At 74.2% G+C, this 13710-nt stretch carries 15 protein-coding genes; 5 read left to right on the top strand and 10 right to left on the bottom strand.

Annotated features, from left to right (window positions below; all coding sequences use genetic code 11):
• Nucleotides 1-23: 23 nt before the first annotated feature.
• From egtD to egtA, 4 genes are read right to left on the bottom strand one after another with little or no spacing between them, the layout of a single operon-like run.
• Nucleotides 24-986 carry an L-histidine N(alpha)-methyltransferase gene (gene egtD / locus AB0N90_RS16180; RefSeq protein ID WP_365196851.1) on the bottom strand — a complete coding sequence of 321 codons (963 nt, stop codon included), beginning with the start codon at nt 984-986 and terminating at the stop codon, nt 24-26.
• Nucleotides 983-1762 carry an ergothioneine biosynthesis protein EgtC gene (egtC, locus tag AB0N90_RS16185; protein ID WP_365196854.1) on the bottom strand — a complete coding sequence of 260 codons (780 nt, stop codon included), beginning with the start codon at nt 1760-1762 and terminating at the stop codon, nt 983-985. The genes egtD and egtC overlap by 4 nt, the downstream gene beginning before the upstream one ends.
• Nucleotides 1762-3099, bottom strand: a complete 1338-nt coding sequence (gene egtB, locus AB0N90_RS16190; protein WP_365196857.1) for an ergothioneine biosynthesis protein EgtB — start codon at nt 3097-3099, stop codon at nt 1762-1764. The genes egtC and egtB overlap by 1 nt, the downstream gene beginning before the upstream one ends.
• Nucleotides 3096-4430, bottom strand: coding sequence for an ergothioneine biosynthesis glutamate--cysteine ligase EgtA (egtA, locus tag AB0N90_RS16195; RefSeq protein ID WP_365196860.1), 1335 nt, complete (start codon nt 4428-4430; stop codon nt 3096-3098). The genes egtB and egtA overlap by 4 nt, the downstream gene beginning before the upstream one ends.
• 273 nt (nt 4431-4703) lie before the next feature.
• Between egtA and AB0N90_RS16200 the strand changes: the two genes are divergently transcribed.
• Nucleotides 4704-5525: a TIGR02452 family protein gene (locus tag AB0N90_RS16200; RefSeq protein WP_365196862.1), complete on the top strand. Its 822-nt coding sequence runs from the start codon at nt 4704-4706 to the stop codon at nt 5523-5525.
• A gap of 122 nt (nt 5526-5647) precedes the next feature.
• Here the strand turns inward: AB0N90_RS16200 and AB0N90_RS16205 are convergent, their stop codons facing one another.
• On the bottom strand, nt 5648-6100 hold the full coding sequence (locus AB0N90_RS16205; RefSeq protein WP_361673312.1) for a type II toxin-antitoxin system PemK/MazF family toxin: 453 nt from the start codon (nt 6098-6100) through the stop codon (nt 5648-5650).
• A gap of 87 nt (nt 6101-6187) precedes the next feature.
• The gene (locus tag AB0N90_RS16210; RefSeq protein WP_365196865.1) at nt 6188-6589 is read right to left on the bottom strand and encodes a hypothetical protein; all 402 of its coding nucleotides are present in this window, start codon (nt 6587-6589) and stop codon (nt 6188-6190) included.
• A gap of 95 nt (nt 6590-6684) precedes the next feature.
• On the opposite strand from AB0N90_RS16210, the gene AB0N90_RS16215 reads away from it, so the two are divergent.
• Together AB0N90_RS16215 and AB0N90_RS16220 are read left to right on the top strand one after the other, a co-directional pair.
• Nucleotides 6685-7383: a helix-turn-helix domain-containing protein gene (locus AB0N90_RS16215; RefSeq protein WP_365196868.1), complete on the top strand. Its 699-nt coding sequence runs from the start codon at nt 6685-6687 to the stop codon at nt 7381-7383.
• A complete protein-coding gene (locus AB0N90_RS16220; protein ID WP_361673305.1) occupies nt 7380-7808 on the top strand; it encodes a hypothetical protein in 429 nt (142 codons plus the stop codon). Before AB0N90_RS16215 ends, AB0N90_RS16220 begins: the two co-directional genes overlap by 4 nt.
• Before the next feature lie 4 nt (nt 7809-7812).
• Here the strand turns inward: AB0N90_RS16220 and AB0N90_RS16225 are convergent, their stop codons facing one another.
• From AB0N90_RS16225 to AB0N90_RS16235, 3 genes are all read right to left on the bottom strand, one after another.
• The gene (locus AB0N90_RS16225; protein ID WP_365196870.1) at nt 7813-9219 is read right to left on the bottom strand and encodes an amidase; all 1407 of its coding nucleotides are present in this window, start codon (nt 9217-9219) and stop codon (nt 7813-7815) included.
• Between the two features lie 101 nt (nt 9220-9320).
• Nucleotides 9321-10280, bottom strand: coding sequence for an alpha/beta hydrolase (locus AB0N90_RS16230; RefSeq protein WP_365196872.1), 960 nt, complete (start codon nt 10278-10280; stop codon nt 9321-9323).
• 441 nt (nt 10281-10721) lie between these two features.
• Nucleotides 10722-11285, bottom strand: a complete 564-nt coding sequence (locus AB0N90_RS16235) for an NAD(P)H-dependent oxidoreductase (RefSeq protein WP_361673297.1) — start codon at nt 11283-11285, stop codon at nt 10722-10724.
• A gap of 118 nt (nt 11286-11403) precedes the next feature.
• Here AB0N90_RS16235 and AB0N90_RS16240 point away from each other — a divergent pair, with 118 nt between their 5' ends.
• A complete protein-coding gene (locus AB0N90_RS16240) occupies nt 11404-12066 on the top strand; it encodes a TetR/AcrR family transcriptional regulator (RefSeq protein WP_365196874.1) in 663 nt (220 codons plus the stop codon).
• 116 nt (nt 12067-12182) lie between these two features.
• Nucleotides 12183-13178 carry a LacI family DNA-binding transcriptional regulator gene (locus AB0N90_RS16245; protein ID WP_365196877.1) on the top strand — a complete coding sequence of 332 codons (996 nt, stop codon included), beginning with the start codon at nt 12183-12185 and terminating at the stop codon, nt 13176-13178.
• 27 nt (nt 13179-13205) lie between these two features.
• On the opposite strand, the gene trxA is transcribed toward AB0N90_RS16245, so the two are convergent.
• Nucleotides 13206-13580 (bottom strand): thioredoxin, encoded by a 375-nt coding sequence (gene trxA, locus AB0N90_RS16250; RefSeq protein WP_365196880.1) that lies wholly within the window; start codon nt 13578-13580, stop codon nt 13206-13208.
• Nucleotides 13581-13710 lie beyond the last annotated feature (130 nt).

Below are 13710 nucleotides of genomic sequence, written 5' to 3' on the forward strand. Positions count from 1 at the left end.
CCGGGCCGCCACCTCGCCTCGCCTCACCGCGCCACGCTCAGCGACAGCGCGAACCGGTCCTGCGCATCGGTCCACCAATGGGTCAACCCCAGCCCGGCGGCGGCCAGTTCCCGGCTCACCCCCTCCTCGCGGAACTTCGCCGACACCTCGGTGCGCAGCTCCTCGCCCGCCGCGAACTCGACCGCGAGGCCCAGCGCGGGCACCTTCACGGTCTGCGCCGTCCGCGAGCGCAGACGCATCTCGATCCACTCCCGGCGGGCGTCCCACAGCGCCACGTGCTCGAAGGCGTCCGGGTCGAAGTCGGCGCCCAGCTCGCGGTTGACGACGTTCAGCACGTTCCTGTCGAACGCGGCCGTCACCCCGGACGCGTCGTCGTACGCCCGCACCAGCACCTGCTCGTCCTTGACGAGGTCGGTGCCGAGCAGCAGGCCGTCGCCTGGTTCCAGCAGGGCGCGTACCGAGGCGAGGAACGCGGCGCGCTCGGCGGGCAGCAGATTGCCGATGGTGCCGCCGAGGAACGCCACCAGCCGGGGGCCCGGCGTCGGGGGCAGGTCGAGCGGCGCGGTGAAGTCGGCGATCAGCGCGTGCACATCGAGGTCCGGGCGCTCCGCGACGAGCGCCCGCCCGGCCTGGGTGAGGGCGCTCTCGCTGACGTCGACCGGGACGTACGCGGCCAGCGAGGTCAGGGCGTCGAGCAGATAGCGGGTCTTCTCCGAGGAGCCCGAGCCCAGCTCGATCAGCGTCCTGGCCCCGCTCGCCGCGGCGATCTCACCGGACCGGGCGGCCAGGATCTCCCGCTCGGCACGGGTGGGGTAGTACTCGGGCAACTCGGTGATCTTGTCGAAGAGTTCGCTGCCCCGGGCGTCGTAGAACCACTTCGGCGGCAGCCACTTGGGATCGTCGGTCAGGCCGTGTTCGACATCGGCGCGCAGCGCGGCCTCCGTCGCGTCCTCGGGGAGGGTGCGGGTGACGTGCAGAGGGCTCACGTGCAGGGCTCCTTAGGTGGTACGGCGGCCGGTCGCGCCGCCGGGGCGAGCAGCACACCGGTGCTGTCCGCGGTGAGCACGGTGCGGTCGGGTACCTCTTGCCACAGCGGGTCGTCGTCGTAGGGCTCGGAGGCGACGACCGTGCCCCGTCCGGCCTCCGTGCGGTACCAGAGGCTGTCGCCCCAGGCGGTGGCGGCGATGCTGGTGCCATCCGTCAGCAGCAGGTTCAGCCGGGAGGCGGGGGCGGCCCGCGCGACCTCCCGCACCGCCTGGGCCAGGGCCCGCTCCGGGCCCGCCCCGGTGCGCAGCCGGTGCAGCACCAGCGCCCAGACGAACGCCGAGTCGGTGCGCGCGGGCAGCGACAGCAGATCGACCGGGGGCAGCGTGGGCACCAGCGGCGCCGCCGCGTCCGGCCAGCCCGCGACCGCCCCGTTGTGGCTGAACAGCCAGCGCCCCGCGGCGAACGGCGCCGCCGCGGCCTCCGCGTCCGCCCCCGCGAGGGTGGCGTCCCGCACGGCGGCGAGCACCGCGCCGGAGCGCACCACCCGGGCCAGATCGGTGAAGGACAGGTCCGCCCAGATCGGCCCGGCCCGCCGGTATCGGGCCGGCTCGGGATCACCCTCGGCGTACCAGCCCACGCCGAAACCATCGGCGTTGACCGTCCCGTACCGCTGCCGCCGCGGCGCCCACGACTGCCGGAACAGGCTGTACGGCGGCTCCGTCAGCAGCCGCCCCAGCGGCAACTCAGGCCCCACATAAGCGAGGTGACGGCACATCAGACAGCCTCCGAACGGGCCGTGCGGAAACCGGAGAAGATCTGCCGCCGGATCGGATAGTCCCAGTTGCGGAAGGTGCCCCGGCAGGCCACCGGGTCCACGGCGAACGAACCGCCGCGCAGCACCTTGTGCTCGGCGCCGAAGAACACCTCCGAGTACTCCTTGTACGGGAACGCCTGGAAGCCCGGGTACGGCAGGAAGTCGCTCGCCGTCCACTCCCACACGTCGCCGATCAACTGCCGTACCCCGAGCGGGGATTCCCCCGCCGGGTAGCTGCCGGCCGGGGCGGGGCCCAGGTGCCGCTGGCCGAGGTTGGCGTGCTCCGGACCCGGGTCGGCGTCGCCCCAGGGGTAGCGCCGGGAGCGGCCGGTGGCCGGGTCGTGCCGGGCGGCCTTCTCCCACTCCGCCTCGGTGGGCAGCCGGCGCCCGGCCCAGCGGGCGTACGCGTCGGCCTCGTACCAGCACACATGCAGCACCGGCTCATCGGGCGGCACCACCTCGGTGGTGCCGAAGCGGCGCCGCAGCCAGCGCTCGCCCTCCCGGCGCCAGAACAGCGGCGCGTCGATGCCGCCCCGCCGGATGTGCGCCCAGCCCTCCGGCGTCCACCAGCGCTCGGTGTCGTAGCCGCCGTCCTCGATGAACGCCTGGTACGCCGCGTTCGTCACCGGGGTGGTGTCGATCCAGAACGGCGCCACCTCCCGTGGATGCGCCGGGCGTTCATTGTCCAGCGCCCACGGCTCACCGGAGGTGCCCATGGTGAACGGGCCGCCGGGGACGAGGACTTCGGCCGGACCCATGAACGGCGGGCCCGGCTCCGGGTCCGGCGCGGTCAGCGCCGCGGGACCCTTGCGCAGCTGATGGGTGATCAGCATCGTCTCGTCGTGCTGCTGTTCGTGCTGAGCGATCATCCCGAAGGCGAACCCGGCCTCGGTCAGCCGGTTGCCCCTCAGGTCGGCGGACTCCAGCACGTCCATGACCCGGCCGCGCACCTCGGCCGCGTAGTGCCGGGCCTCCGCGGGCGGCAGCAGCGGCAGCGAGGGCCGCTTCGCGCGTGGATGCTCGAAGGCGTCGTACAGGCCGTCGATCTCGGGGCGCATCGCCTCCCGCCCGCCGACCGCCCGCAGCAGCCACAGCTCCTCCTGGTTGCCGATGTGCGCGAGGTCCCACACCAGCGGGGACATCAACGGCGAGTGCTGCGCGGTGAGATCGGGCTCGTCCACGCAGGTGGTCAGCAAGGTGGTGCGGTCCCGGGCGGTGGTGAGCGAGGCCAGCGCGCGCTCGCGCAGCGCCTCGGTGTCCGGCTCCGCGGTCGTGGCCTCGGCCTTGGCTGCGGTCATGAGGGAATGTCCTTCCTGCCCCGGGCGGCGGGGCCGCTCCCGGCGGGGGCGGCAGGGGTGCCGGGCAGCGCGTCCAGCAGATCGTCGGCCGGGCAGCGGCCCCGGGCGACATGGCGCTCCAGGTACCCCGCGACGGCGTCCGTCACCCCGGTGTCGGCGCCGAGCCGGGGCAGCGCGTCGAGCGCCGCCGCGAAACAGGCGGCGGCCACCTCCCGCAGCTCCGGGTCGGCGAGCCCGAGCCGGGCCGCGTCGCTCCACAGCGGATTGTGCGGGGCCGGCAGGTTCAGGGCCCGCTCGGCCAGCGGCTTCACACAGCGGTAGGCGGTCTCGGCGGCCTGCGGATCGTCGAAGAGCGCCGCCGTCACCGCGAGCGGCACGATCCAGCCGTCCTCGCCCGGCTGCGCGTCGATCATCCGCAGCTCCAGATGGCCACGCGGTCTGACCGGCGGGAACAGGGTGGTCAGGTGGTAGTCGAGGTCCGCCCGGGTGGGCGGCCGGGACCCCTGACCGCGGGTCCACTCCCGGAAGGTCAGCCCCTCGGGGACCTCCCAGGGCCCGCCGTCTTGGCGCACGCACATCACCGGGGAGTCCAGCACATGCCGGGCCCACGCGGACCGCGGCTCCTCGCGCGGCGGGGGCGCGCCCGCCCGGGCCGCGCCGATCTTTGCCCACATCAGCTGCCGGGTGGACAGCCAGCCGGTGGGCAGCCGGTCGACCAGCGGGGAGTTGGCGAACGCGGCCACCAGGACCGCGCCCAGCTGATGCGCCAGCCACCAGCGCCGCCCGTGCCCCAGCGGGCCCGGCTCCTCATGGCCCGCGTCCACGCAGACCTGCACGGAGGCGGAGGCGCGCATCATGTGCCGCCCGGCCGGTCCGGTGCGGTCCAGGCAGGTCTCCATCGCGTCGTAGCGCGGCTCGCGCAGGAACCGGTCCGGGACGCGGAAGGGATCGTGCCCGAGGCCGACGAGGACGAGCCGCTGCTCGTCGAGGACGGCGCGGACGGCCGCGAGGTCGGCGGAGACGGTGCCGACGCACTCCATCAGGGAGGCGGCGGGCGGCGAGCTGAGCTCCAGCTGGCCGCCGGGTTCGACGGTGAGCGCCGAACCGAGGGGTACGGCCCGCACGGCCGCGTAGGCCGCGCGCAGTCGGTCGGGTGTCACGGGACGCTGCGGCAGGTCCCGGTCATGGATGAGCCACTCCAGCTCCACACCGAGGGTGCGGGGCGGCCCGGTCTTGAAGCAGATGCCCTGGACCAGGGCGTCCACCTCGGCCTCGGTGACGGTCGCACGGCGCCCCGTACAGTCGCCACCCTCGTCTGTCGCATCGGACATGTCGGGATCCTCCTGAGATTCCACCATGTCTGCGGTCCGGCGTCGGTCGGCCGGACCGGCACTCGTCCCAGCCAAGACCCTCGTGCCGGATCGCACAAGAGCGCCCTTCCGGGCGTTCCGGAACGGTCATCTTCGTGACCGTGCGCGTTCGCGGCGGATTCCGGGGCCGGGAAACTCCGTTGCACCGCCTCCCAGCATCACCCAGGATGACGACATGAGCACAACGGGGGAGACCGCGCGGGCCGCGGTCATGGCGTCCACGGGGGTGGCGCCATGAGCGCACGCCTGCGCGGTATCGCCTCAGAGACGGAACAGATCGTGGCGGCGGGCCGCTACCGGCTCCCGGGAGGCCGGGAGGTGTCCCTCGCGGACGCGACGGCGGCCGCCCGCACCGGCACCCGGATGTACGGCCCCGGGCCGGTCCCGGTGCCGTCGGCCCCGGGCCTCGCCACGGTCGTCGAGGTGACCGGCGAGAGCAGCACGGAGGCGGCCCGGCGGCTGGCGGACGCGCCGGTGGCCGTCCTGAACTTCGCCTCGGCGAGAAATCCCGGCGGCGGCTATCTGAACGGCGCCCAGGCCCAGGAGGAGGCCCTGTGCCGCGCCTCCGCGCTGTACACGTGCCTGCTGGAGGCCCGGGAGTTCTACGACCATCACCGCGCCGACCGGGACCCGCTCTACTCCGACCGGGTGATCCACACCCCTGGCGTCCCCGTCTTCCGCGACGACCGCGGCCGGCTCCTCGCCGAGCCCTACCGCGTGGGCTTCCTGACCGCCGCCGCCCCGAACGCGGGTGTCCTGCGGCGTACGGCACCCGAACGCGCCGCCGAGATCCCGGCCGCCCTCGCGACCCGCGCCGAGCGGGTCCTGGAGACCGCCGCGGCCCACGGATACCGGCGGCTGGTACTGGGCGCCTGGGGCTGCGGAGTCTTCCAGAACGACCCGGAGCAGGTCGCGGGCGCGTTCCGGGAACTGCTCGGCACCGGGGGCCGGTTCGAGCGGACGTTCGAGCGGGTGGTGTTCGGAGTCCTGGACCGGACGCCGCAGGCGACGGTACGGCAGGCGTTCGTACGGGTATTCGCGTCGGCCGGGGTCTAGCCGGGCCGGGGTCTTGTTGGCCAGGGTCTGAGGGGGCCGGTGCGGTGCGGTTCCGTCCCGGCGTCGGGCGGGGTGGGCGCCTGTCCTCGTGACCTGGCGCCCCCGCAGCCCGGAGTCGGCCGTCAGGTCCAGCCGTACCGCTCGTGCAGCCGCTGCCGGACCAGGTTGAACCGCATCCGGTCCAGGGCGCAGGCCTCGCGGCGCATGCCGTCCTCGTGGAGGCGCAGCACCCGGTCCACGTCCACCCAGGAGTCCCGGCCCGTGCGGTCCCAGGGGCCGCTGCCGATGGCCACCCACTCCCGGTCGCCGTCGTGCCGCTTGCTGGAGAGCTGCACCGCCAGGAAGGTGCCCGCCGCCTCGCGGGCGACGACCAGCACCGGACGGTCCTTGCCCCGGCCGTCGTTCTCCTCGAACGGCACCCAGGTCCACACGATCTCGCCCGGGTCCGGGTCGCCGTCGTGGGCCGGGGAGTACTCGGTGCGCACCCGGCCGACCTCGCGCGGGTCGGCCTCGGCGGTGGCGTGCGGGCCGTGGCGGCCGGGGACGTTCTCATCGGTGTCGGTAAACGTGCTCACGGGGGCACCTTAATGGCACGTCCCGCAGGGGCAACGGGTGCCTGCCGCATCCCGGTTGGGGCCTGTCCGGATCGGTCCGGATATGGGTCAGGACGGTCCGTCCGCGGGCCGGGCGGTGATGCCCATGCCGGGGCGGCGGTTGTGCACGGTGAGATAGGTCAGGCCCCGCTCCCCGGCGCTGATGCTGCGGGTGGAGCCGCGCGGCAGCCACACCAGGGCGCCCTCGGCGACCGGCCGGGGCGCGTCCGAGGCGCCCCCGCCGAGCACCCCGGCCCCGGCGACGACCAGCAGCAGCACATCCAGTCGCCCCTCCGCGTGCGCCGCGATCCGCTCGCCCGGCGCGATCCGCACCACGTTGGCGTCCAACTGGCGCCCGCTCTCGGCGAGTTTCCACAGCACCCCGGACGGCACCGGCGGCTCCTCGGCCAGTGCCCGGGCATCGCACAAGAGCTCCGGAACCGGTTTCGCCCCTTCGGCCTCTGACGTCATCTCTACCCCTCGCTGTCCTCGGTCTCCGAGACCCGGCGTACAATTTTTACACGTAGAATTCATGAAAAATATGCGCAGGTCAGGGGAGGCGGAACATGGCGGAGAGTCCGCGTCGGCGTGCCGTGCTCGACGTGCTGCGCGCCGCGCCCGCGCCGCTCGGGGTGACGGAGACGGCCGAGCGCCTCGGCGTGCACCCCAACACCGTCCGCTTCCATCTGGACGCCCTGGTGGCCGAGGGCCTGGTCGAGCGCCGGGCCGAGGCGTCCACCGGCCCCGGCCGCCCGCGCACCGTCTACACCGTCCGCCCCGGCATGGACCGCGGCGGGGTGCGCGGGTATCTGCTGCTGGCGCGGATGCTGCTCAGCCGCTGGACGTCCGCGGATCCGGCCGAGGCGCGCGAGCAGGCCGGGGAGACGGGCCGTGAATGGGGCCGCTTCCTCGTCGACCCACTGCCGCCGTTCGAACGGCCGACGGCCGAGCGGTCGGTCACCCGGCTCCTCGCGCTCCTCACCGACCTGGGCTTCGAGCCGGAGCTCGTGCCGGGGGCTGCGGCGGACGAGAACACCCCGGAGCGGATCCGCCTCCGCCACTGCCCCTTCCTCGAACTGGCCGAGGAACACGGCGAGTTGATCTGCCCCCTCCATCTCGGCCTGATCCAGGGTGCCCTGGACCGGCTCGACGCGCCGCTGACGGCGACCCGTCTGGAGCCGTTCGCCGAACCCGACTCCTGCCACGCCCACTTGAGCGCGGCGAGCCCCGCACCACGGGACACGAGAAAGGGCACCCACCGATGAACACCACGGCCGCGGCCGTCGCCACCGCCATCACCTTCGTCTGGCTCGGAATGGTGCTGGCGATCTCCTTCCTGGAGGCGCCGCTGAAGTTCCGCGCCCCGGGCGTGACCGTCCCCGTCGGGCTCGGCATCGGCCGACTGGTGTTCCGGGCGCTGAACACGGTCGAGGCGGCGTTCGCGGTCATGGTGATCGTCGCCGTCGCGGTCGGCGCCGCCCCCGCCTCGATCATCGGGCTGACGGCGGCCGCCGCGGTCCTCCTGCTGGCCCAACTGGCCGCCGTCCGCCCCTACTTGAACCGCCGCTCCGACCGCGTCCTCGCGGGCGAGGAACTGCCCCGCTCCCGCAGCCACCTGTGGTACGTGACCCTGGAACTCCTCAAGGTCGCCGCCCTGCTCGCCCTGGGCATCGGCCTGCTCACGGTCTGACCCCTCACCCGGCCGGATCCGGCGGCCACCGCTCGTGCCAGCGCAACTCCGCCTCCAGCTGGGCCGCGAGCGACACCAGCAGCGGCTCACTTCCCGCGGGCCCGAGCAACTGCGCCCCCACCGGCAGTCCGTCCCCGGCGAACCCGGCGGGCACATTGACCCCGGGCCAGCCCAGCACATTCCACGGCCACGCGTACGGACACGCGCCGATCATCGCCCGGTCCGTGGCCGCCCCGCCGAGCCCGTACAGCGCGCCGATCCGCGGCGGGGGCGCCGCCGTGGTCGGGGCGAGGATCACGTCGTACGACCGGAAGAAGGCGCCGATCCGCTCTTGCAGCGCCGCCTCCGCGCGCCGGGCCGCCCGCAGCGGGGCCCCGCCGAGCAGCCTGCCCAGCCGGGCCGCGCCCCGGGTGCGGGGGTCGAGCAGCGCGGGGTCGGGGGCCTCGGCGACCAGTTCGGCGATCCCGGCGGTGGCGCGGGGCACGAACGCCAGCCCGATCTGCCCGTAGGGCGGGTCGTCCTCCGTCACCTCGTGCCCCGACGCGGCCAGCTGCCCGGCGAGTTCGGTGACCCGCGCGCGGATCTGCGGATGCAGCCGGGACGGTACGGCGGTGAACGGCGGCTTCAGGGACAGCGCGATGCGCAGCCGGCCGGGATCGCGGCCGACCGCGTCCGCGACCGTCAGCGCGGGCGGCCGGTGCACATCCCGGGCGTGGCTGCCGCTCGCGGCGTCCAGCAGCAGGGCCGCGTCGGCGACCGTACGGGCCAGCGTGCCGTTGACCGTGATCCCCTGGAAGGGGTCGGGGCGCGGCCAGGTGGAGATGCGGCCGCGCTGCGGCTTGATGCCGATCAGCCGGGTCCAGGCGGCCGGTATGCGCACCGAACCGGCGCCGTCGGAGCCGAGCGCGGCCGGGACGAGGCCCGCCGCCACCGCTGCCGCCGAGCCGCCCGACGAACCGCCCGGGGTGTGCCCGGGATGCCAGGGGTTGCGGGTGTCGCCGAAGGCCCGCCCCTCCGTGAACGGCCACTGCCCCAGCTCACAGGTGTTCGTCTTGCCGACGATCACCGCGCCGGCCGCGCGCAGCCGCCGTACCGCCTCCCCGTCCTCGGCGACCGGCGGGAAGTCGCCCGCGCAGCCGAACGCCGTCGGCTCGCCCGCCACGTCCGTGTCGTCCTTCACCGCGACCGGCACCCCGAGCAACGGGCGCCGCCCGCCCGCCGCCAACTCCCGGTCGGCGGCGTCCGCTTCGGCGAGCGCGGCCTTGGCGCGCACGACACGGAAGGCGTTCAGCACCGGCCGACCGGCCTCGATCCGGGCCAGGGTCCGCTCCACCAGGGTCCGGGAGGTCACCTCCCCGGCGGCGAGCGCACGGGCGGACTCGGCGAGACCGGGGGAGCGGTCGGGCGTCATGGGCGAGTACCTCCGGGAGGCTCCGGACACGGGGTCTACCGAACGGTAACGTCAACGAGCGGGGCTGGGGAGGGGGTTGCCCGCCGGGCCGGCCTCGTGCCTCACCGCGCGAACAGCCGCCGCAGCCAGTCGAGTCGGGCGGCGCGCGCCGTGCGGGACAGGGCCGCGTCCGGGGCGAGGGTGTCGAAGCCGTGGAACGCGCCCGGCCAGACGTGGAGTTCGGCCCGGCCGCCGGCCGCCCAGAGGCGGGACGCGTGAGCGACCGTCTCGTCCCGGAAGGTCTCCGCCGAGCCGACGTCGAGGTAGGCCGGTGGCAGCCCGGACAGGTCGGTGGCGCGGGCCGGGGCCGCGTACGGGGAGACGTCCGGGCCGCCCCTGCCCGTGCCCAGCAGCGCCGTCCAGGCGGTCTCGTTGGCGGTGCGGTCCCACAGGCCGCGGCCGGTCATCTGCCTGCTGGAGACGGTGTCGTTGCGGTCGTCCAGCATCGGGCTCATCAGCAACTGGCCGAGCAGGGAGGGGCCTTGCCGGTCCCGGGCGAGCAGGGCGGCGGCCGCCGCGAGCCCGCCGCCCGCGCTGGCCCCCGCGACGACGATCCGCCGCGGGGCGCCGCCGATCTCCGCCGGGTGCGCCGCGGTCCAGACGAGGCCCGCGTAGACGTCCTCGACCGGGGCGGGGTGCGGGTGTTCGGGGGCGAGCCGGTAGTCGACCGACACCACCACCGCGCCCAGCTCCCGCGCCCAGTCCAGCGGGACCTCCACCCCGGCCCGGTCGGTGCCGGCCATCATGCCGCCGCCGTGTACGTGGTAGAGCACCGGCAGCGGGGCCGTCGTACCCCTCGGACGGCAGACCAGCAGCGGGACTCCGGGGTCACCGGGCGGACCCGGCACCGCGTACTCGCTCACCTCGAAGGCGCCGCCCAGGGTGAGGTCCGGTGCCGCCAGGCAGGCGCCGCGCCGGGCGGCGTCGAGGTCCGCCAGCCGGAACCCGGGCGCGGCCGCGTCCCCGAGCGACTCCAGGCACGCGGCCAGTTCCGGGTCGAACGGGGGCGGGACCAGGGACACGGCTTCCTCCTCGGGCGACTGACACGATCATGGCCGTACGGCCATCGTCCGCATACCCCCGACCACTCCCGGAAGTCGAGCCCGACGCGGAGTCGTACCCCCGGCTGCCGTAATGGGCCCGGAGGATCCGGAGGGGGCGGAGTCGCCGGAAACCCACTTAGGGGGCGGAGGGGCCGGGGAGGGGCCCTATTAGGGCTGGAAGAAACCCGTAGGGGCTTGGAGAACCCGTACGGGCCGGTAGGCACCCGTAGGGGCTGGAGAACCCGTACAGGCTGGCAGACACCCGTAGGGGTCGGAAACCCACTAGGGGTCGGAAACCCTCTACGGGCCGGAAGAGCCCGCAGAGGTCGGCCCCAGAGGTCAGCCCCCCGGGGTCGGAAAAAAACCCGTAGGGGCCGGAGGCCGCTCGGCTTCGGTCCCTACGGGTGGTTCGGGTGGGGCTCAGGCGGCCGTGATCTCCGCCGCGGTGCCGTGCAGACGCGCCACGACCTCGGTCAGCTGGGCGGCGACCTCGGCGTCGTCGACCGGGTGGGTCTCGGCGAAGCGGGTCATGGAGCCGGGGATCGAGAGCTTGATGTCCTCGATCACCTTGCCGCCGGCGATGCCGACCGACTTGCGGGTGTCGTCCTGCGCCCACACGCCGCCGAACTGGCCGAAGGCGGTGCCGATCACGGCGACGGGCTTGCCGCCGAAGGCGCCGGCGCCGTACGGGCGGGACAGCCAGTCGATGGCGTTCTTCAGGACGGCCGGCATGGTGCCGTTGTACTCGGGCGAGAACAGCAGGAACGCGTCGGCGCCCTGAGCGGCCTCACGCAGCGCCGCGGCGGCGGCCGGGACACCACCCTCGACGTCGATGTCCTCGTTGTAGAAGGGCACATCGGCCAGGCCCTCGAAGAGCACGACCTCGGCGCCCTCGGGGGCGAGCTTGGCGGCCGCCTCGGCCAGCTGACGGTTGTGCGAACCGGCACGCAGGCTGCCGACGAGCGCGAGGATACGAACAGACATGGGAAATCTCCAGGGGCTGAAACATCGCCGTTACGATCCGGACCAAGGTCCGTTTAAATTTCTACCACTCTAACCGGACCGGGGTCCAGTTCTGTTCCCGGTGCTTTACCCTGTCTTCATGTCCAGCGCGCCGCAGCCCTTCCCGACGCCGCAGGAGCCCTCCGACGCGCCACCCCTGCTGGAGCTCGGCACGGCTCCCGAGGAGCCCTGTCTGCGCGCCGACGCGGCCCGCAACCGGGCCCGGCTGCTGGAGGCCGCCGCCCGGCTGATCGCGGAGCACGGCGTGGCCGGCGTCACCATGGAGGCCGTCGCCTCGGCGGCCAAGGTCGGCAAGGGTACGGTCTTCCGGCGCTTCGGCGACCGCACCGGACTGCTGATGGCCCTGCTCGACCACTCGGGCAGGCAGCTCCAGGCCGACTTCCTCGGCGGGCCCCCGCCGCTCGGCCCCGGCGCGCCGCCCCTGGAGCGGCTGCGGGCGTTCGGCATCGCGGTGCTCTACCGCTCCGCCGAGCAGCTGGAGCTGCAACTCGCCGCCCAGCCCGAGGCGTGCCGCCGCTTCTCCCACCCCGCGACACAGGCGCTGCGCACCCATGTCACCATGCTGCTGCGCCAGATCATGCCCGACGCGGACTGCGAACTGCTGGCCCAGACCCTGCTGGCCTCCCTCGATCCGGCGCTCATCCACCATCTGACCCGGCAGTGCGGGATGCCCATGGCCCGCCTGGAGTCGGCCTGGGTGGACCTGGTCGCACGGGTGACGCGCACCCAGCCACCCGCCTGACCCCGCCCACCCGGCAAGGGCCGAACGTCCCTGCCGTACACGGGAGTTGTCAAAAAGCGAACCACGTTCCCCCGCCCGCCGCACCCCCGGGCCGCTCTGCCAAGATGCGGTCTGTCATGGTGCAGATACCGAACACTCCCACGAGTGCCGATGTGGCCCGCCTGGCCGGCGTCTCGCGCGCGACCGTCTCCTACGTCCTCAACAACACCGACGCCGTGCGGATCAGCGAAGCCACCCGGCGGCGCGTCCACGAGGCCGCGCGGGAACTGGGGTACGTCCCCCACGCGGCCGCCCGCAGCCTGCGCGCGGGACACAGCCGTACGGTCCTCATGCCCGCCCCGGCGATCCCCGTCGGACCCCTCTACAGCGCGTTCCTCAATGAGGTCCAGGGCGCTCTGAACCGACTCGACTACACCGTCGTCCAGCACGGCTCCGTCGGCCTCCAGGGCGACGACGCCGCCCGCGCCTGGGCCGAGTTACGGCCCGTGGCCGTCCTGGTGCCCGGCACCGGGATCGGCCCGCGGGGCGTCGCCGTCCTCAAACGCTCCGGCGCCCGCGCGGTCGTCACCCTCGGTCCCGAACGGGTCGAGGGCGCGCACGCCCTGCTGATGGACCATGACGCGGTGGGCCGGTGCGCGGCCGCCCACCTGTACGAACGCGGCAGGCGGCGGATCGGCGTCGTCGTACCGGAAGAGCCCGGCCTGGAGATCTATTCGAGACCCCGGCTCGCCGGCGCCCGGCAGGCGCTGCGCGGCACCGGGGCGAGCGTCATCGGGGTGCCGCTCGCCTACACGGAGCGGGCCGCCGCCGAACTCGTCAAAAACTGGCCCGAGTTGGACGCGGTGTTCGCCTACAACGACGAGTACGCCATGCTGTTGATGCGCGCCCTGAAGGACACCGGGCGGCGCATCCCCGAGGACGTGGCCGTGATCGGCGCCGACGACCTGATGCTCGGCCGGCTGCTGCGGCCCCGGCTGAGCACCGTCCGCATCGAACTGCCCTCGGGCCGCGCCCTCGCCGCCCTCGTCGACCGCGCGGTGCGCGAGCCGGGCGGCGAACCGGAGGTGCACCGGGTCCTCGGCTCCTCGGTCGTACGGCGCGAGTCCACCTGAACCCGGGCCGTCACCCCGTCCAGGCGGCTACTGCGCCTGGCCCTCCTGGGCGGCGATGCCCTTGCGGACCTCGTCCATGTCCAGCTCGCGTGCCTGCCCGATGACGTCCGTGAGGGCCGCCTCGGGCAGCGCGCCCGGCTGGGCGAACACGGCCACCCGGTCCCGCACGATCATCAGCGTCGGGATCGACTGGATGCCGAAGGCCTGTGCCAGTTCCGGCTGCGCCTCGGTGTCCACCTTGCCGAACACCAGGTCCGGGTTGTCCTCGGCGGCCTTCTCGTACACCGGCGCGAACTGCCGGCACGGACCGCACCAGGACGCCCAGAAATCGATGAGCACGAAGTCGTTGTCCGTGACCGTCTGGTCGAAGTTGTCCTTGGTCAGTTCCACGGTGCTGCTCATGGCCTGGTTCCCTCTTCCTGGTCCGGGGTGTGCCGACGGCGGAAACACGGCCGCTGGGCCGCCTATTCCGGGCGGTGTCCGCGCTGGTGCGGGCATCGCTCACGCGCACCCGGCTGCCTCTCGCGCACCG

The organism is Streptomyces sp. NPDC093018, assembly GCF_040684035.1.
GTDB lineage: Bacteria > Actinomycetota > Actinomycetes > Streptomycetales > Streptomycetaceae > Streptomyces > Streptomyces murinus.

Coding starts and splice junctions, on each gene's coding strand:
- egtC (WP_365196854.1), bottom strand. CDS start 1,762: ATGTGCCGTCACCTCGCTTATGTGGGGCCTGAGTTGCCGCTGGGGCGG.
- egtB (WP_365196857.1), bottom strand. CDS start 3,099: ATGACCGCAGCCAAGGCCGAGGCCACGACCGCGGAGCCGGACACCGAG.
- egtA (WP_365196860.1), bottom strand. CDS start 4,430: ATGTCCGATGCGACAGACGAGGGTGGCGACTGTACGGGGCGCCGTGCG.
- AB0N90_RS16200 (WP_365196862.1), top strand. CDS start 4,704: ATGAGCGCACGCCTGCGCGGTATCGCCTCAGAGACGGAACAGATCGTG.
- AB0N90_RS16210 (WP_365196865.1), bottom strand. CDS start 6,589: ATGACGTCAGAGGCCGAAGGGGCGAAACCGGTTCCGGAGCTCTTGTGC.
- AB0N90_RS16215 (WP_365196868.1), top strand. CDS start 6,685: ATGGCGGAGAGTCCGCGTCGGCGTGCCGTGCTCGACGTGCTGCGCGCC.
- AB0N90_RS16220 (WP_361673305.1), top strand. CDS start 7,380: ATGAACACCACGGCCGCGGCCGTCGCCACCGCCATCACCTTCGTCTGG.
- AB0N90_RS16225 (WP_365196870.1), bottom strand. CDS start 9,219: ATGACGCCCGACCGCTCCCCCGGTCTCGCCGAGTCCGCCCGTGCGCTC.
- AB0N90_RS16235 (WP_361673297.1), bottom strand. CDS start 11,285: ATGTCTGTTCGTATCCTCGCGCTCGTCGGCAGCCTGCGTGCCGGTTCG.
- AB0N90_RS16240 (WP_365196874.1), top strand. CDS start 11,404: ATGTCCAGCGCGCCGCAGCCCTTCCCGACGCCGCAGGAGCCCTCCGAC.
- AB0N90_RS16245 (WP_365196877.1), top strand. CDS start 12,183: ATGGTGCAGATACCGAACACTCCCACGAGTGCCGATGTGGCCCGCCTG.
- trxA (WP_365196880.1), bottom strand. CDS start 13,580: ATGAGCAGCACCGTGGAACTGACCAAGGACAACTTCGACCAGACGGTC.